The 18,361-nt window shown below is 72.8% G+C and carries 14 protein-coding genes; 6 read left to right on the forward strand and 8 right to left on the reverse strand.

The window, feature by feature from the left end; all coding sequences use genetic code 11:
* Nucleotides 1-36: 36 nt before the first annotated feature.
* Nucleotides 37-738: a response regulator gene (locus CHC11_RS06280; RefSeq protein ID WP_179278713.1), complete on the reverse strand. Its 702-nt coding sequence runs from the start codon at nt 736-738 to the stop codon at nt 37-39.
* Nucleotides 735-1,874 carry a GAF domain-containing sensor histidine kinase gene (locus CHC11_RS06285; RefSeq protein WP_089310628.1) on the reverse strand — a complete coding sequence of 380 codons (1,140 nt, stop codon included), beginning with the start codon at nt 1,872-1,874 and terminating at the stop codon, nt 735-737. Before CHC11_RS06285 ends, CHC11_RS06280 begins: the two co-directional genes overlap by 4 nt.
* 213 nt (nt 1,875-2,087) lie before the next feature.
* On the opposite strand from CHC11_RS06285, the gene CHC11_RS06290 reads away from it, so the two are divergent.
* The 5 genes from CHC11_RS06290 (at nt 2,088) to CHC11_RS06310 (ending at nt 8,872) form a co-directional block, all read left to right on the forward strand.
* Nucleotides 2,088-2,756: an SDR family NAD(P)-dependent oxidoreductase gene (locus CHC11_RS06290; protein WP_089310629.1), complete on the forward strand. Its 669-nt coding sequence runs from the start codon at nt 2,088-2,090 to the stop codon at nt 2,754-2,756.
* 89 nt (nt 2,757-2,845) lie between these two features.
* Nucleotides 2,846-4,111: an MFS transporter gene (locus CHC11_RS06295; protein ID WP_245918804.1), complete on the forward strand. Its 1,266-nt coding sequence runs from the start codon at nt 2,846-2,848 to the stop codon at nt 4,109-4,111.
* A complete protein-coding gene (locus CHC11_RS06300; protein WP_089310630.1) occupies nt 4,108-5,151 on the forward strand; it encodes an S-adenosylmethionine:tRNA ribosyltransferase-isomerase in 1,044 nt (347 codons plus the stop codon). The genes CHC11_RS06295 and CHC11_RS06300 overlap by 4 nt, the downstream gene beginning before the upstream one ends.
* A gap of 63 nt (nt 5,152-5,214) precedes the next feature.
* A complete protein-coding gene (gene serB, locus CHC11_RS06305; RefSeq protein WP_089310631.1) occupies nt 5,215-6,429 on the forward strand; it encodes a phosphoserine phosphatase SerB in 1,215 nt (404 codons plus the stop codon).
* 193 nt (nt 6,430-6,622) lie between these two features.
* Nucleotides 6,623-8,872 (forward strand): FUSC family protein, encoded by a 2,250-nt coding sequence (locus CHC11_RS06310; protein WP_089310632.1) that lies wholly within the window; start codon nt 6,623-6,625, stop codon nt 8,870-8,872.
* Nucleotides 8,873-8,876: 4 nt separating this feature from the next.
* Here CHC11_RS06310 and CHC11_RS06315 read toward each other — a convergent pair whose 3' ends face one another.
* From CHC11_RS06315 to CHC11_RS06330, 4 genes are all read right to left on the reverse strand, one after another.
* Nucleotides 8,877-9,347, reverse strand: coding sequence for a SixA phosphatase family protein (locus CHC11_RS06315; protein ID WP_089311058.1), 471 nt, complete (start codon nt 9,345-9,347; stop codon nt 8,877-8,879).
* A gap of 286 nt (nt 9,348-9,633) precedes the next feature.
* A complete protein-coding gene (locus CHC11_RS06320; protein ID WP_089310633.1) occupies nt 9,634-12,123 on the reverse strand; it encodes a sodium-translocating pyrophosphatase in 2,490 nt (829 codons plus the stop codon).
* A gap of 881 nt (nt 12,124-13,004) precedes the next feature.
* Nucleotides 13,005-13,454 carry an ATP-binding protein gene (locus CHC11_RS06325; protein ID WP_089310634.1) on the reverse strand — a complete coding sequence of 150 codons (450 nt, stop codon included), beginning with the start codon at nt 13,452-13,454 and terminating at the stop codon, nt 13,005-13,007.
* 16 nt (nt 13,455-13,470) lie between these two features.
* On the reverse strand, nt 13,471-13,824 hold the full coding sequence (locus CHC11_RS06330; protein ID WP_021597910.1) for an STAS domain-containing protein: 354 nt from the start codon (nt 13,822-13,824) through the stop codon (nt 13,471-13,473).
* Nucleotides 13,825-14,072: 248 nt separating this feature from the next.
* On the opposite strand from CHC11_RS06330, the gene CHC11_RS06335 reads away from it, so the two are divergent.
* On the forward strand, nt 14,073-16,382 hold the full coding sequence (locus tag CHC11_RS06335) for a DEAD/DEAH box helicase (RefSeq protein WP_089310635.1): 2,310 nt from the start codon (nt 14,073-14,075) through the stop codon (nt 16,380-16,382).
* 5 nt (nt 16,383-16,387) lie between these two features.
* On the opposite strand, the gene CHC11_RS06340 is transcribed toward CHC11_RS06335, so the two are convergent.
* Entirely contained in the window at nt 16,388-16,759 is a 372-nt protein-coding gene (locus tag CHC11_RS06340; RefSeq protein ID WP_089310636.1) for a hypothetical protein, read from the reverse strand.
* A 183-nt stretch (nt 16,760-16,942) separates the two neighbouring features.
* Nucleotides 16,943-18,349: an FAD-binding oxidoreductase gene (locus tag CHC11_RS06345; RefSeq protein ID WP_089310637.1), complete on the reverse strand. Its 1,407-nt coding sequence runs from the start codon at nt 18,347-18,349 to the stop codon at nt 16,943-16,945.
* Nucleotides 18,350-18,361: the final 12 nt, after the last annotated feature.

Here is an 18,361-nt window from a genome sequence, read left to right on the forward strand (position 1 = left end):
ACCAATTTCGATGACGATCCTGTCAGAGGAGTTGTATCAGCCGCGGGCGGTGGTCTTCCCGGTTTCCCCGGCGGCACTCGTGTTTCCCACACCATGCCGGACCGCGTACAGCGCCGCCTGCGTCCGATCCTGGACTCCCAGTTTCATGAGCAGATTACTGACGTGCGTCTTGACCGTCTTCTCGGACACCACGAGGGCGCGGGCGATCTCCCGGTTCGACCTGCCCCGCGCTATGTGCACGAGCACCTCCCGTTCCCGTTCGGTCAGCGCGGCGAGGCCGCGGTCGGCCCGCCCCGCGTCACCCGCCGTCCCGTTCCGCAGCATCGCCTCGGCCGCGTCGGGCGCGAACAGGACGTGCCCGTCGTTGACCGCCCGGATCGCCTGGACCAGCGCCTGCGGGTCGACGTCCTTGTACAGGTACCCGGCCGCCCCGGCCTGGACCGCCGGCAGCACGTGCCCGCGTTCCGTCATGCTGGTCAGGACGAGGACCCGTGCCGTCACCCCGCGAGCCCGCAGCTCCGCCAGCGCGGTCAGGCCGTCGGCGCCCGGCATCTTCAGGTCCATGAGCACGATATCGGGCTTCAGGGATTCGGCCAGTGTCACAGCCGACGTGCCGTCCTCGGCCTCGCCGACGACCTCGATGTCGTCCTGGATGCCGAGGAAGGTCCGCAGGCCCTGCCGGACGACCGGATGGTCGTCGGCGATCAGGACCCGGATCGGCTCCCGCGCGGCGTTCACAGCGGCACCTCCAGCCGTACGGTCGTGCCTTCGCCGGGCGCGGCGTCGATCGCGAGGTCGCCGCCGATCGAGTACGCCCTCTCGCGCATGGAGGTGAGGCCGAGCCCGCCCTGGGGCTCCACCTCGGACGCGTCGAAACCGGCACCGTCGTCGGAGACCTCCAGCACGGCCCGCCGGTCCTCCGTGCGGAGCCGCACCTGCACGGTGCTCGCCCCGGCGTGGCGCAGCGCGTTGTAGAGCGCCTCCTGGGTGATGCGGAAGGCGACGGCCTCGTGCGCCTCCGGCAGGACGATCGCTTCGTCCGCGCTGAGGCGCACGGTGGACTCGTGCGCGCGGTCGAGCACCTCGACGTGCTTTCGCAGCGACGCCACGAGGCCGTCCGCCAGATCGGTGGGACGCAGCTCGAAGATGACGGCGCGCAGCTCGGCGAGAGCCTCGGCGGCGAGCCGCTCCACCTGCTCCAGTTCCCGGACGGTCCGGACCGGGTCTCGCTCGGCCAGCGCGGACGCGGTTCGGGCCGTCAGCCGCAGCGAGAACAGCTTCTGTGCGACGGCGTCGTGCAGCTCGCGGGCGAGGCGGTTGCGTTCGGCGACCACCGTCAGCTCGCGGTTGTGCTCGTACAGGCGGGCGTTCGCCATCGCGATCGCGGCGTGCGCTGCGAACAGGGTGAGCAGGTCTTCGTCGTCCTGGGTGAAGCCGCCGGGCCGGCGCTTGTTGGCCAGGAAGACAATGCCGAGGACGTCCTCGCCGTCGCGGATCGGCACGCCGAGGAAGTCCTTCAGGACGGGGTGCGCGACCGGCCAGCCCTCGAACTCGGCCTCCTTGCGGATGTCGCCGAGCCGCTTCGGCGCGTCGCCCTTCAGCATCGCGGCCAGCATGCCGTGCTGGCGGGGCAGCGGGCCGATCCGCTCCCACTCCTCCTCCGAGACGCCCTCGACGACGAACTCGGCGAACGAGCCGTCGTCGTCGGGCACGCCGAGGGCCGCGTACCGGGCGTCCAGCAGCTGCGCGGCCGCCCGGACGATCACCTGGAGCACCTCGTGCACGGACAGGTGGCGGGTCACCGCGAGCACGGCGGAGCTGACGGCGTGCAGGGTCGCGCCCTGGTCGCCGCGGCAGCCCTCGTCCGTCACCATTGCGGCCTCTCGCCCTCCCCCCGGCGAGCGCCCTTCGCGCCCGCATGTGAAGACCGTACTCTCTAGGCGGGTCTTCTCGAATCAGCCGGCGGGAGTACGCGCCGCGCCGTCCCTCCCCGGTGCCCGGGACGCCGGTCCTAGGACCATCTGACGACGGTCCGGGGGACCCGTCGGCCGATGCCGCCGGACGCGCCGGTTCCTAGCGTCGAGGGCATGAAGACGGCACTGATCACCGGGGCCTCCCGGGGCCTCGGCCGGGCGCTCGCCCGCACCCTCGCCGGGGACGGCTGGAACCTCGTCATCGACGCGCGCGACGCCGCCGCGCTGTCCGCGGTCGCGGACGAGACCGGCGCGACGGCGATCACCGGGGACGTCGCCGATCCCGCGCACCGGGCCGCCCTCGCCCGCGCGGTCGAAAGCGGGCTCGACCTGCTCGTCAACAACGCGAGCACGCTCGGCCCGACGCCGATGCCCCGGCTCGCCTCGCTCCCCGAGGGCTCCCTGGCGAACACGTTCGCCACGAACGTCCTGGCGCCGCTCGCGCTGATCCAGGCGTTCCTGCCCGGCCTGCGGGAGCGGCGCGGCGCGATCCTCAACATCACGTCGGACGCGGCCGTGGAGGGCTACGAGACGTGGGGCGGCTACGGGGCGTCCAAGGCGGCTCTGGAGCAGCTGTCGAACGTCCTCGCGGCGGAGGAGCCGGATGTGGCCGTGTGGTGGGCGGACCCGGGCGAGATGAACACCGGCATGCTCCGCGCGGCGGGCGAGGACGCGGACGCGGCCCCGCCACCCGAGGAGGCCGCCGCCGCGCTCCACCGGCTCGTCTCCGGCCGCCTTCCGAGCGGGCGGTACCGGGCGGCGGACCTGGCGGCCGCGCGGTGACCGCCGTCCTTGATCATGAACGGGTGACAACAAAGCAGGGCATATTGGGCGCGGGATTCCGGGCCGCGACATTCGGGATAGTCCTGGTCGTGACGCTGCTGGCATTCGAGAGCATGGCCGTCGGCACCGTCATGCCGGTGGTCGCGGGCGACCTGGACGGCCTGTCCCTGTACGCGTGGGGCTTCAGCGCGACCCTGATCACGAGCCTGCTGGCCACGGTGCTCGCGGGCGGCTGGGTCGACCGGTCGGGACCGACCCGGCCGTTCCTGGTCGGGCTCGGCGTGTTCGTCGCCGGGCTGCTGGTCGCGGGCGCGGCGCCGTCCATGTGGGTGTTCGTCGCCGGGCGCGCCGTGCAGGGCCTCGGCACGGGCGTTCCGCTCGTCGCCCTGTACGTGGTGATCGCCCGCGTCTACCCGGAGGAGCTGCGGTCCCGGGTGTTCGCCGCGCTGTCGGCCGCCTGGGTGCTGCCGTCGCTGATCGGCCCGGCGGCCGGCGGCGCCCTGGCCGAGCACGCCGGCTGGCGGTGGGTGTTCCTCGGGCTCGTCCCGCTGGTGATCCCGCCGGCGCTGCTGCTGCTCCCCGTGCTGCGCGGCATCGCGCCCTCCGGCGCCGCCAAGGTTCCGGGCCGCTCGCGGTACCCGGCCGCCCTCTGCGTCGCCGCCGGCACCGGCGTCCTCCTCTACGGCCTCGACGGGAAGGGCTGGACGATGCTGCCGGCCGTGCTCGCCGGCCTCGCCGGCCTGGCGTTCGGGCTGCCCCGCCTGGTGCCCGCCGGAACGCTCCGGCTCCGTCGGGGGCTGCCGAGCGTCATCCTCGTCCGGGGCCTGCTGTCGGGGGCCTTCTTCGGCACCGACGTCTTCATCCCGCTGGCGCTGACGCGGCTGCACGACTTCAGCGCCACGCAGGCCGGGATCGTCCTGACGGTCGGCGCGCTCGGCTGGTCGGCGGCGTCCCAGATCCAGGGCCGCTCCGAGCGCCCCCGCGAGTTCTACGCCCTCCTCGGCGCCGTCCTCGTCACGGCAGGCATCGTCCTCGCCACCGTCGCCCTGCAGTTCTCCGGCTGGCTCGCCGCCCCGGCATGGGTCGTCGGCGGCGCCGGGATGGGCTTCTCGATCGGCAGCCTCTCCGTCCTGCTGCTCGACCTGTCGGCCGAGGACGAGCAGGGCGTCAACTCCTCCGCGCTGCAGATCAGCGACACCCTCGGCTCGTCCCTCGTGGTCGGGGTCGCGGGCGCGCTGGTCACCGGCTTCGGCGCCGCCCGGCTGGACGCCGGGCTCGCCGTCGCCGGGGCGCTGTTCGCCGCGATCGCCGCGTTCGGCGCGATCGCCGCTCTCCGCCTGGAGGTCCGGACATGACCGTCGACTTCACCCTCCCCGCCGCGCTGGAGGCGCACGAGCCGCCCGAGGCGCGCGGCCGGACCCGCGACGGCGTCCGGCTCCTGGTCTCCCGGCGCGCCGCCGGCGAGGTCTCCCACCACGCGTTCCGCGACCTGCCCGGCCTGCTCGACCCGGGCGACCTGCTCGTCGTCAACACCTCGGCCACGCTGCCCGCCGCCGTCCGGCTCGACCGGATCAGCGTGCACTTCTCCACCCCGGTGCCCGGCGCCGACGACCGGCTGTGGCTCGTCGAGCTGCGCCGCCTCGCCGGCAAGACCAGCCGCCCGTACGCGGGAGGCTCCCCCGGCGAGTGGATCCCAATGCCCGGCGGCGCCACCCTCACCCTCGTCGGACGGCACGGGCACCGCGCCCGCGGGGAGTCCGACCGGCTCTGGCAGGCCCGGCTGAGCACCGACGTCGGCCCCTACCTGCGGCGCCACGGCACCCCCATTCGGTACGGGTACGTTCACCGCGACTGGCCCGCCTCCGCCTACCAGACCGTCTTCGCCCACGACCGCTCGTCCGGCGGCGCCGAGATGCCGAGCGCCGCCCGCCCCTTCACGCCCGAACTGGTGACGCGGCTGGTGTCGCGCGGCGTCCTGATCGCCCCGATCACCCTCCACACGGGCGTCGCGTCCCCCGAGGCCCACGAACCGCCCTACGCCGAGCGCTACACCGTCCCCGAACCGACCGCGGCGCTCGTCGGGCACGTCCGGGCGCAGGGCCGCCGGGTGATCGCCGTCGGCACCACCGCCGTGCGCGCCCTGGAGACGGCCGTGGACGCCGCGGGAGGCGTCCGGGCGTCCTCCGGCTGGACCGAGCACGTCGTGACCCCCGAGGGCGGCGTCCGAGCCGTGGACGGCCTCCTCACCGGCCTGCACGAGCCCAGGTCGTCCCACCTGATGATGCTGACCGCCATCGCGGGCCGCGACCTGCTCACCGCCACCTACGAAGCCGCCCTCGCCGAGCGCTACCTGTGGCACGAATTCGGCGATCTGAACCTGATCCTTCCCGGATAGCGTCTCGCATGCCGGACCTGACGGGCGGGACGCCCGGCGCGGCCGGTACCGTTGTGGACAGCTATGGACGGGTCAGCAGAGCGCACGCTGCTCATCACACTCACCGGCCGCGACCGCCCCGGCGTCACGTCGCGCCTCTTCCGCACACTCTCGCAGTTCCCACTGACGGTGGCGGACGTGGAGCAGGTCGTGATCCGCGGCCGCCTCGTCCTCGGAGTCCTGCTCGCCTACACCGAGGGCGCCGACATCGGACGGGTGTGGAACGCCGCCGAACGCGTCGCGAACGACCTCGACATGGAGATCGAGCTGTCCACCGGGCGCAACAAGCGGATGCCCAAGCGGAGCGGGCGCCTGCACGTCACCGTCCTCGGCAACCCGCTGATGCCCGCCGCCATGGCGGGCATCGCCGGGCGGATCTCCGCGCACGGCGCCAACATCGACCGCATCGAGCGCCTCGCCCAGAACCCCGTGACCTGCATCGAGATGGACGTCTCCGGCGCCGACCCGGACGGGCTGCGCGCCGCGCTCACCGCCGAGGCCGTCGAGCAGCGGGTCGACGTCGCCGTCCAGCACAGCGGCCTGCACCGGCGCGCCAAGCGGCTCGTCGTCATGGACGTCGACTCCACCCTCATCCAGGGCGAGGTCATCGAGCTGCTCGCCGAGCACGCCGGCTGCCTCGACGAGGTCGCCAAGGTCACCGAGGCCGCCATGCGCGGCGAGCTCGACTTCGAGGGATCCCTGCGCGAGCGGGTCGCGCTCCTCGCCGGGCTGGACGCGGCCGCCATCGACGACGTCCGCGACCGGCTCCGCCTCGCCGCCGGCGCCCGCACCATGGTCCGCACCCTCAAGCGCCTCGACTACAAGTTCGCGATCGTCAGCGGCGGCTTCACCCAGGTCACCGACGCCCTCGTCGAGGACCTCGGCATCGACTACTCCGCGGCCAACACCCTGGAGATCAAGAACGGCAAGCTCACCGGACGCGTCACCGGCCAGGTCATCGACCGCGCCGGGAAGGCCGCCGCCCTGGAGCGCTTCGCCCGCGAGGCCGGCATCCCGGTCAGCCAGACCGTCGCGATCGGCGACGGCGCCAACGACCTCGACATGCTCCAGGCCGCCGGCCTCGGCATCGCCTACAACGCCAAACCGGTCGTCCGCCAGGCCGCCGACACCGCCGTCAACGTCCCCTACCTGGACACCATCGTCTTCCTCCTGGGCATCTCCCGCGAAGAGGTGGAGGCCGCCGACGCTGAGGATTCCCAGGACCAGGACGGCCCCTAGCCGAACGCGGGTCGGGTGGCAGGAAGGCGCTCTGAGCGCCTGGAGGTCGCACGCCCCGTCGAGCCGGGCGACCGCAGCGACACGACGAAGACCCGCACGGGCACAGAAAACCCGGACCGTGGCGTGAGGATCGCCCGGCTCGCGACGGGGGTTCCAGGGGTCGTCCCCCTGGGCAACAGGGAAGATACTCCCCATGCTTCAGCGGGCGCGGGGGGCTTATGCCCAGGTGCATGGGCAGGCCGCGCCCTTCTACGGGTTGGCCGCCGCGGTCGCGGTCTCCGTCCCACTGCTCGTGGGGGCGCTGACCGGGCGCGCCGCGCAGGGGTCGATGATCGCGCTCGGGGCGTACCTCGTCGGGCTGCGGGCTCCGGAGGGCCCGTACGGGGCGCGGGCGCGCAACCTCACCGTCGGCGTGCTGATCGTCGCGGTCGGGTCCGGGATGGGCGGGCTGCTCAGCGGGCATCCGTGGCCTGCCGTGATCGTGGTGCCGCCGCTCGTCGCCCTCGGCGTGGCGGTACCGCGGATCGGTTCGACGGCGGGACTCGCGGTGCTGCTCAGCGCCGTCCGGCCACCGTCCGCGGACGTGGTGGACATCGGGCTGCTGGAGCTGGTGGGCGGGCTGCTCACCGCCGGGCTGCTGCTGGCGCCGTGGCCCGCGCGGCGGCTGCGGCCGCTGCGGGAGGCGCTGAGCGAGTCCGCGGACGCGGTCGCCGAGGCGCTGGACGCCGTGGCGCAGGACGTGGGCGCCCACGACGCGGGGCCCCTCGACGCCGTCGAGCTGACGAACCCCGACCTGCTGGCGGTCGCCCGCATCCCCGACTGGGAGGCCAAGCGGCGGGCGGCGTCGGAGTCGCTGACGGCGGCGCGCGCCACCTACGGGCTGTACCGGTCGGGACGGGCGGGCAACAAGCCCACGAGGCCGGAGCGGATGATCGACGCGCTGGGGCGCATCCTGCACGAGACGGTGACGCTCCAGGCCGTCCTGGAGGCGGCGAAGAACTACCCGCCGGACCGTGAGTGGCGGCTGGAGACGCAGACGGCGATCTCGGCGCTCGCGGCGCGGCTGCGGCTGCTGGCGGGGGCGATCGCGACGGCGGGCGAGGCGCCGCTCGGCCGCGAGGAGTCCGCCGCCGTCCGGCGGATGGTCCGCGCCGCCGAGCAGATCAGGCGCGCCGGCCTCGCCGGCGACGAGGACCTGGTCGCGGTCGCGCTGATCGGCCAGGTGCGCCGCTCCGTCGACCGCATCGCCGGCGAGGTCGCCTCCACGCGCCGCCTCGTCGCGGGCGGCCTGCGCATCGGGTTCGCGGCGCCGCGGATGCCGGGCACGCTCGACCCGATGCCGGTCTGGGACCGGGTGCGCCGCGCCGTCCGCACGCGTTCCCCCACGTTCCGGCAGGTGTCGCGGGTGTACGTGACGGCCGTCGTGTCGATGGCCCTCACCGCCGTGCTGGGGATCTCGCACGGCCACTGGCTGACGATCACCGCGATGCTGAGCCTGCGCGCCACCTACGGCGAGACCGTGGACCGGCTCGTCCAGCGCGTCGGGGGAACCGCGGCCGGGGCCGCCGTCGCCGCGGTCATCCTGACGCTCGCGCCCGGGAAGCCCACCGTCGCGGTGATCGCGTTCTGCTTCGCGGGGGCCGGGTTCGCGATGCGGTCGGTGAACTTCTCCTACTGGGCCCTGTTCGGGACGCCCCTGGCGATGATGCTGCTGGACTTCTCCGCGCCCGCCGACTGGCGCACCGCCGGCGAGCGGATCGGCCTCACGCTCGCCGGGTCGCTGACGGCCTACCTCGCCGTCCTGCTGCTGTGGCCCGCCGGGCACCTCGAACGGCTGCCCGGCCAGCTCGAACGGCTCCTGCGGACGCACGCCGGGCTCGTCCGGACGGCGGCGGACGTCCTCGCCGGGGAGCGGACCCGGCTCCCGCACGACACGATCGTGACGGCGGAGCGCGCGGCGGAGGCGGTCGCCGAGAACCGGACCCGGCTCGGCCACGAGCGGGTGCCCGACCTCGAACTGATCGACCGGCTGCGCAGGACCGTGGCCGCCGCGCACCGCGCCCGCGACCACCTCATCGCGGTCGCCAAGCTGTCCCGGGAGCGGGCCGTGGACACCGGTCCGATCCCCGAGATCCTCGACCGCCTCGCCGACCAGCTGGAGGAGGCGGCGGACCTGCTGGAGGAGCCGGGGGAGCGCGACCCGGAGGCCGGCACGCCCGCGGAGGAGCTCGGCCGGGAACTCGCCGAGCTCGACTCCTACCTGTCCACGCTGACCCGGCGGCGCCGCGCCGAGATCAAGGAGGGCGTCGGCCCCGACGAGCCCACCCCGCTCCGGCACGCCCTGCTCCAGGTCTCCGGGACCCGGTACACGATCGGGGAACTGCGCGGGGACGTGAACCAGGTCATCGCGTCGTCCCTGCAGGCCGCCGGAACGCGCCGGTGAACCGTCAGTCCTTGGGCGTGTGGACGGTGCGCAGCGTCCCGAGGCCGGGCCGGACGTCCGTCCACGCGCCGGGAGGAAGGTCGATCACGGCGAAAGCGCAGGTGGGGAAGGCGTCGGGGGCCTGGCCGGCCAGGTCGTGGACGAGGTGGTGCACGGACGGGTTGTGCCCGACCAGCAGGAGCGTGCCGGTCTCGTCCGGCGTCTCGGAGACGAGGGCGAGGAGCCCCTCGGGGTCGTTGTCGTAGATGCCGGGCTCGAAGGCGGCCTCCGCGTCCAGCGCCAGGCGGGCGAGCGTCTCCCGGGTCCGCGCGGCGGGCGAGCACAGGACCCGCCCGGGAACGAGGTCGTTCGCGCGCAGCCAGTCCCCGGCCGCGGTCGCGTCCCGGCGCCCGCGATCGGTGAGCTTGCGGTCGGTGTCGGGTATGCCGAGGCCGGCTTCGGCCTTGGCGTGGCGGAGCACGATGAGCGTGGGCATGGCCGCCACATTAGGGGGCCGCGAGGGCCGCCAGGGTCCAGAGCACGAGCATGATGCCGAGCATTCCGCCGATCACGATCGCGAAGCCCTTGGGCCCCGACATCGCCCGCTTGCCGCCGCCGCTCGCCACGGCCGCCTCCCGATATCGATCCGCTTGGTCGGGGACGGGACCGTCCCTGCCCTCCCGTACAGCGTACGACCGGGCCCGGGGTGGTCGGACGGGACCCCTGGGAACGCGTGAGGGGCCGGTGGCGCGCCGCCACCGGCCCCTTACGCGTTCAGTCGGTCAGGACTTGCCGGCGGACGACTCCTCGGCGTCCGGCTCGGCCTCGGCTCCCGCCGCGTCGGCGCCTACGGCGCTGTTCGCGGGAGGACCGGCGCCTTCGGCCGGAGCGCCCTTGTCGAGCGCGCCCGCGGCCCCGCCGCTCTTCGCGGCGTCCGGCCCCGACTCGCCGCCCTCGACGGCGGGACCGGCGGACGGCCCGCCGATCGGGTCGGCGCGCCGCTTGGAGATCACGATAGCCGCGACGACGACCGCGACGGACAGCACGGTGACGCCGACGCGCAGCGCGGTGTTGCCCGCGTAGGTCACCACCGCGTCCGCGATCAGCAGCGCGACCAGGTTCATCACCTTGATGAGCGGGTTGATCGCGGGGCCGGCGGTGTCCTTGAAGGGGTCGCCGACCGTGTCGCCGATGATCGTGGCCTCGTGCGCCTCGCTGCCCTTGCCGCCGAGGTGGCCCTCCTCGACGAGCTTCTTGGCGTTGTCCCAGGCGCCGCCGGCGTTGGCGAGGAACACCGCCATCAGCACGCCCGCCGCGATGGCGCCGCCGAGGAAGGCGCCGAGGGGCGCGTACCCGAGGGCGAAGCCGACCGCGATCGGCGTCAGGATGGCCAGCAGGCCCGGGGTGGCGAGCTCGCGCTGCGCGTCCCGGGTGCAGATGTCCACGACCCGGTCGTAGTCGGGCTTCTCGGTGTAGTCCATGATCCCGGGCTTGGTGCGGAACTGCTCGCGCACCTCGACCACGACCCGGCCGGCCGCGCGGCCCACCGCCATGATCGCCAGGCCGGAGAACATGAACACCACGGCCGCGCCGATGATCAGCCCGATCAGCACGTTCGGGCTCGCGATGGACAGGTTGAAGCTCAGGAACTCGTCGCCGATCGCGTCCTTGGCGCCCTGCGAGGCATCGGCGAGCGCCGCGATCACCGTCGTGCGGAACGAGCCGAACAGCGCGGTCGCGGCGAGCACCGCCGTCGCGATCGCGATGCCCTTGGTGATGGCCTTGGTGGTGTTGCCCACCGCGTCCAGCCGCTCCAGCACCGAGGCGGCCTCACCCTGGACGTCCCCGGACATCTCGGCGATGCCCTGGGCGTTGTCGGAGACGGGCCCGAAGGTGTCCATCGAGACGATCACGCCGACGGTGGTGAGCAGCCCGGTGCCGGCCATCGCCACCGCGAACAGCGCGACGGTGGTGTTGCCGAAGCCGAGCAGGAACGCGCCGTACACGGCGGCGCCGATCACCAGCGCGGTGTAGACGGCCGACTCCAGGCCGAGCGAGATGCCCGACAGGATGACGGTGGCGGGACCCGTCCGGGCGCTGTCGGTGACCTCCCTGACCGGCTTGCGGTTGGTCTCGGTGAAGTAGCCGGTGAGCAGCTGGATCGCGCTGGCGAGCACGATGCCGATCAGGACGGAGCCGAGCGCGACCCAGCGCGGGTCGGCGTCCAGGCCGGCGATGGCCTTGTCGCGGACGCCGTCCAGGTCCGCGAAGGACGAGGGCAGGTACACGAACGTGGCGACCGCGACGAGCACCGCCGAGATCGCCGCCGAGATGAAGAAGCCCCGGTTGATCGCGGTCATCCCGGACCGGTCGCCGGAGCGGGGCGCCACCGCGAAGATGCCGATCACCGCGGTGATCACGCCGATCATCGGCACGATCAGCGGGAAGACCAGGCCCTGGTTGCCGAACGCCGCGGTGCCGAGGATCAGCGCCGCGACGAGCATGACCGCGTACGACTCGAACAGGTCGGCGGCCATGCCAGCGCAGTCGCCGACGTTGTCGCCCACGTTGTCGGCGATCGTCGCCGCGTTGCGCGGGTCGTCCTCGGGGATGCCCTGCTCGACCTTGCCGACCAGGTCGGCGCCGACGTCGGCGGCCTTGGTGAAGATGCCACCGCCGACCCGCATGAACATGGCGAGCAGCGCGGCGCCGAAGCCGAAGCCCTCCAGCACCTTCGGCGCGTCGCCCTGGTAGGCCAGGACCACGACGGCGGCGCCGAACAGGCCGAGGCCGACGGTGAACATGCCGGCGACGCCGCCGGTGCGGAAGGCGATCCGCATCGCGGTCTTCTCGCCGCCCTCCTCGCGGGCGGCCGCGGCGACCCGGACGTTGCCCCGGACGGCCAGCCACATGCCGGTGAACCCGGTGACGGCGGAGAAGACCGCGCCGATGACGAAGAACACGGACCGGCCGATCCGCTCGCTGGTGGAGTCGGCGGGCAGGAGCAGCAGGACGAGCGGGATCAGGACCACGAAGATCGCGACCGTGCGGAACTGGCGTTTCAGGTAGGCGCTCGCGCCCACCTGGACGGCGCGCGCGATCTCTTGCATCTTCGCGGTGCCCTGGCCGGCGGCCAGGACGTCGCGTACGAGACCAGCGGCGACGGCCAGTGCGAGCAGTGCGACCACGGCGACGACGACGACCAGGGAAAGGTCGCCGCCGCCGAGATCCACTTCAGCGCTGGCCGGGCTTGACAGGGAAAACCCGGGCATCCGTCCTCCTCGACAGGGGCCTTGCGATCGCGACCGACATAAAAGCGATCTTTACCGCGTACCCCACGAGTCACGATTTCGAACGCCTCGCACGGCAACGCGGGTGCCGGGAGTCTACGCACGCGTAAGTCGAATGTTAAGGCCGCGACGCCCTTCATGAAGATGTCGCCGAAATGAAACATGAGATACGCCGGAAATTGACCCATTGGCCCGATCAGGCAGCATCACCGCAGGTCAGACCGGCCCAGGCATTCATTGCCCCGTCGATGCCCTGACAGGCACAGGGCATGACCGGCGTTCGGCACGGCCACCGGCGTCCGCATTCAAGCTAGGCATTAACACGGAATATGTCTAGACCCAAATCGGATCAGCACCCCGATGATCACAAGAGAATCTCACACCCCCCACACCACCAGCCCCACAGGCCCCACCCCGGCCCCCACCCGCGCTCACACACGGTTACCCTCCCGCCCCCACCGCGGCCCGACACACCACAGCCCGCCCCCGCCCCCCGGCAACAGGCGCGGCGAGGCAGGGCCACGGCCAAGCCAGGCGATGAGGATCAGGTGCGAACGCCCGGGCGCAGCCACGCCCAGCACGCCCCACCGGACGTACCCCGCCGATCACCGCGGGACACGCCAACCTCAGCCACCGCCGCGACCCCGCGACCACCCCGACACCCGCGATCGCGTCCGAAGGCAGGTTCGAGCTTGCGAGAACCTGATCGCGCAGCGAGCCGCCAGGCGAGCCGGAGCGATGCCAGCGATCGCCCGCGTTTATCGACGATGGAGGGCCGCCAGGCCCGAAGGAGGAGAAAAACGCAATAAATACAGAAGGCCCCGCCGGTGGCGGGGCCTTCGGTCGCGGTGGCGCGGGCGCGTCTAGATGGTCGCCTCGGCTTCGGCCGGCCAGCTCATCCGTATCTGGACCCCCTTCGGCGTGTTGGCGATCTCCACGTCGTCGGCGAGCCCGGCGATGACGGCCAGACCCAGTTCAGCGGTGCCCTCACCCAGGCCGTACCCGAACTCGTCCTCTTCCTCGTCCGCAGCGGCTGCGGGGAGCCCCTCCGGCGGGAGGTCGCCGGGGACGGTGTCGCTGACGATCACCTCGAAGCGGCCCTTCTCGCCGCGCAGTTCGAGGCGGACGGGTTCGTCCGGGCAGTGTCGGCGGTGCGCCTCCACGGCCCGGGAGCACGCCTCGGCGACCGCGAGCCGGACCTCGTCGAGCAGAGGTTCGGCGACGCCGCTGCGACGGGCGACGGCGGTCACGATCAGCCGGGCGGTCCGGACATGGACGGGCAGTGCGCTGAAGGACAGTTCAACAGTCGACATCTCAGCCGCGGGCCGCCTACTTGGCGCCCTTGCGCTTCTCCTCGGCCTCGGCGATCGAGTCGTGGATGCCGAAGACCTTGGTCAACCCCGTGATCCGGAAGATCTTGAGGATGCGTTCCTGGGTGCACACGAGTTCCAGCGAGCCGTCGTGGGCGCGCACCCTCTTCAGCCCGCCCACGAGGACGCCGAGCCCGGTCGAGTCGAGGAACTCCACCTTCTCCATGTCCACGAGCAGGTGAAACTTGCCCTTGTTGACCAGGTCGATGAGCTTCTCGCGAAGCTTCGGCGCCGTGTAGACGTCGATCTCGCCCTCCACGTTGATGACGGTGAGGCCATCGTCGGTGGTGTAGTCGTTAACCTTCAGATCCACAGATCCTCCACGCGCCGTGCAGCACTATCCGATCCCGCCGCCGGCCCCGTGGGTAGGGCGCCGGCCGCCGAGACTTCGCCGTGATTCAACCACGCTCCGGCGTCGCGTACGCGCGTAATCGCCCACACGGGCGAAAGTTCGCGCCATCCCGTCTGACCTGCTGATCTCAGGGTCAGAGCAGGGGGAACGGGCCCTCCGGCGCCGGGGCGTTCCCGTTGTTTTGCCCCGGCTGGCACACTGAAAACCTGATGGGCGCCCAAAGATCCTCAACTCCCCTGGACCGGCTGCTCGCCGACCCCGCACGGCGCGAACGCATCACCCATGTGGAGAGCGTTCCCGCACGTCAGGGACGCCGGGCCGCGTGGCCCTCCTGGTCACCGCCGCTGCTGGTGGAGCGGCTGGCCGCCGCCGGCATCGCGTCCCCGTGGGAGCACCAGTCCGCCGCCGCCGAGCACGCTCGCGCCGGACGCTCTGTGATCATCGCCACAGGGACGGCGTCGGGCAAGTCGCTCGCCTACCTGCTGCCCTGCGTCGAGGCGATCTACGCGGGCGACGAGAATCCTCGCCACGAGGGGACGGTCCTCTATCTCTCGCCGACCAAGGCTCTGGCCGCCGACCAGCTCCGCGCGCTCCGCTCCCTGCGCCTCACGCGGGTGCGCGCGGCGACCTATGACGGCGACACGCCCCAGGACGAGCGGACGTGGGTCCGGCAGCACGCCAACTATGTGCTGACCAATCCGGACATGCTGCACAGGTCGCTCCTTCCCGGGCATGCCCGTTGGTCGTCCTTTCTGCGCCGGCTCCGCTATGTCGTCATCGACGAGGCCCATGGATACCGCGGCGTCTTCGGGTCGCATGTCGCGCAGGTTCTGCGGCGCCTGCGCCGGGTGTGCGAGCGGTACCACGCGTCCCCCACGTTCATCCTCGCTTCGGCCACCGCGTCGGAACCCGCTGCGGCCGCGTCCCGTCTCACCGGCCTCGATGTGGTGGCCGTGGACGACGATGCCTCTCCGCGCGGGCCCGCCACCTTCGCCCTGTGGGAGCCGCCACTGACGGACCTGCGCGGCGAGCAGGGCGCACCCGTTCGCCGCACGGCCACCGCTGAGGCCGGGGACCTCCTGGCGGACCTTGTTGCGGACGGCGTCCAGACGCTCGCCTTCGTCCGGTCCCGGCGCGGTGCAGAGTCGGTGGCGCTCAGCGCCAAGCGCGCTCTGCACGAGGTCTCCCCCGGCTTGGCCGACCAGGTCGCCGCCTACCGTGCCGGTTATCTGCCTGAGGAGCGGCGCGCCCTGGAGGCCGCCCTGCGCTCGCGCTCGATCATCGGCCTGGCGAGCACGAACGCCCTGGAGCTCGGCGTGGACGTCTCCGGGCTCGACGCGGTCCTGGTCTGCGGATGGCCGGGCACCCGCGCGTCCCTCTGGCAGCAGGCGGGACGTGCCGGACGTTCCGGGCAGGCGGCCCTGTCCGTCCTGGTGGCCCGCGACGACCCGCTCGACACGTTCCTCGTCCACCACCCCGAGGCGATCTTCGGGACGCCGGTCGAGGCCACCGTGCTCGACCCCGACAACCCCTACGTCCTCGAACCGCACCTGTGCGCGGCGGCGTCCGAGATGCCGCTCACCGAGGACGACCTTCCGCTCTTCGGGCCCGCGACCGCCGACCTGCTGCCGGACCTGGTGCGGCGAGGTCTCCTGCGCCGCCGCCCCGCCGGCTGGTACTGGACGCGCCGCGAGAGGGCCTGCGACCTGGCCGACATCCGGGGCGCGGGCGGTGCCCCCGTCCAGGTCGTCGAGGCTTCCACCGGCCGGCTCCTCGGCACCGTGGACGAGCCGTCCGCGCACACCACCGTCCACGAGGGGGCCGTCTACATCCACCAGGGCGAGTCGTTCATCGTCCAGACCCTCGACCTGGACGACTCCGTCGCGCTGGTCGAGGCGGCCGACCCCGACTACTCGACCACCGCCCGCGACGTCACCGACATCAGCATCGTGGAGCGGCTCCGCTCGGTCTCCTGGGGCGAGGCCACCCTCAGCTTCGGAACCGTCGAGGTCACCCGTCAGGTGGTCGCGTACCAGATGCGCCGCCTACAGACAGGGGAGATGCTCGGCGAGAAGCCTCTGGACCTGCCGCCACGGACCCTCCGTACACGCGCCGTATGGTGGACGCTCTCCGAAGCCCAGATCTCGCGTCTGGACGACCTCGACCTAGCAGGCGCCGCCCACGCCGCCGAACACGCCTCGATCGGTCTGCTCCCCTTGTTCGCCACGTGCGACCGCTGGGACATCGGCGGCGTCTCTACGGCCGTCCACCCCGATACCGGGCTGCTCACCGTCTTCGTCTACGACGGCCACGAAGGCGGCGCGGGATTCGCCGAGCGCGGTTACGGCGACGCCGCGTCCTGGCTACGCGCCACCCGCGACGCCATCGCGTCCTGCGAGTGCGATTCGGGCTGCCCGTCCTGCATCCAGTCTCCCAAGTGCGGTAACGGCAACGATCCCCTGGACAAGCGCGGGGCCCTCGACCTTCTGGCCGTCCTCCTGCACGAGGCCCCGCAGTAGCGGGGTCAGTTGGGCGCGACGCGCTGGGCGGGGACGGAGGCCGGGTCGTCCATTCCGCGCCGGGCCTGGGCCAGCGCCTGCTGGAGCCTGCGCCGCTCCATCTCCAGCGTCTGCAGGGACTCCTCGTGCTCATCCCGCAGGTCCCGCAGCTCGCGCCGCATGCTCATCGCGCGCCGGAACCCCAGCGACGCGACCATCACCCCCGCCATGAACACGATGGCGACGACGGCGCCGGCCATGAAGACCTGCCACTGCGAGGTGATCCCCGGAACCTCGTCGCCGAACAGGGTCAGCCGGGCCGCGCCCGGGTTGTCCAGCGCCACGGCGACGCCGACCGCGCCGGCGGCGAGCGCGACGAGCAGTCCCAGGAAGATCATGCGGATGGTCCCCTCTCCATCGGGCCCCTGTGCAGGACGGGACCGAGGTCTCGGACGACGGACCGCATTGCCGGACAAGCCAGACGATCCGACTGGCAAGGCAGCCTAGACCGTGCTCAGGGTGCCCGCCAGCCCCACGACCGACGCCCGTCCCCGGGAGACCGGCGAACGGGCCGGCCCGCGTCACGCGAGCACGGGTTCCGCCGGGTGCGTCGGACGGATGTTCTGGTTGAGCCGGAACACGTTGGCGGGGTCGTAGGTGTCCTTGAGCGCGACCAGCCGCGCGTACTTCTCCTCGCCGTAGGCGTCCCGGACGCGGTTCCCCTCCGCCGTGAAGTTGAGGTAGGACGCCCCTGTGCCGAACGGCCGCATGGCCGACGCGAAGGCGCGGGTCGCGGCGATCATCGTTTCGTCGTCGGACGGGTCCGACCACACCGAGATCGGATGGAACAGGTACCGGGCGTCCCGGTGGGAGAACGCGGTCGCCTCGTCCGGCACCCTTGCGACGCCCTGGCCGATCCGGAAGACGACCATCTGGGACAGCGGGGCGCCGCGTCCGGCCAGGCCGCCCGCGTGGGAGAGGAACGCCTCGACGGCGTCGTCGCCCAGCTCGCGCATGTACTCGCCCCGCCAGTAGCCCCGGAAGCCGGGCGGGGTGATCGGGTCGATGATCGCCTGGAAGTCGAGGTAGGGCATCGGCGCGAGGAGATCGACGACCGGCCCGAGGTCGCGGAGCGGGCGCAGCGCCTCCTCGCCGAGCTCCGGGGCGCCGACGTACATCGCGAGCACGCCGAACACGGGCCTGCCCTGCAGCTCCGGCGGGACGAACGGCTCCGGCGGCCCGGTCATGACGGCGCACGCGGTGGACACCTCGTCGGGCGCGGTGTCCGCCCAGTCGCGCCAGCCCCGCATGGTCTCCGCGGCGCGCTCCATCGGGAAGAGGGCCAGCCCGGCGAAGACGGTCGGGCCGAGGGCGTCCAGCCGGAACTCGAACTCGGTGACGACGCCGAAGTTGCCGCCGCCGCCCCGGATCCCCCAGAACAGTTCGGGGTTCTCGTGCTCGCTCGCCCGCACGATGCTCCCGTCCGCCAGCACCACCTCGGCCGAGACGAGGCCGTCGCAGGCCAGACCGTACTTGGACGACGTCCAGCCGTAGCCGCCGCCGGTGGTGAACCCGCCGATGCCGGTGGTGGTCACGCGCCCGCCGGGGCTGTGCATACCGAACTCCTGGGTCACCGCGTCGTACTCGCCCCACAGGACGCCGCCGCCCGCCGTCGCCGTCCCCGCCGCGAGGTCCACGCTGATCGACTTGAGGCCGCCCAGGTCGATCAGCATGCCGTCGTCGCAGGTGCCGAGCCCCGCGATGCTGTGGCCGCCGCAGCGGACCGCCACGATGAGATCGTGCTCGCGGGCGGTGTCGACGGCCATCGCGACGTCGGCCGCGCCGGCGCACCGGGCGATCGCCGCCGGACGGCGGTCGATCATCGCGTTGAAGACGCGGCGCCCCTCCTCGTAACCGGGCTCGCCGGGCAGCAGAACCGTGCCGGAGAGCGCGCCGCGCAGGGCGTTCACCGGGTCGATCGTGGCCATGGCTCCTCCTCG

The organism is Actinomadura mexicana (assembly GCF_900188105.1).
Taxonomy (GTDB): domain Bacteria; phylum Actinomycetota; class Actinomycetes; order Streptosporangiales; family Streptosporangiaceae; genus Spirillospora; species Spirillospora mexicana.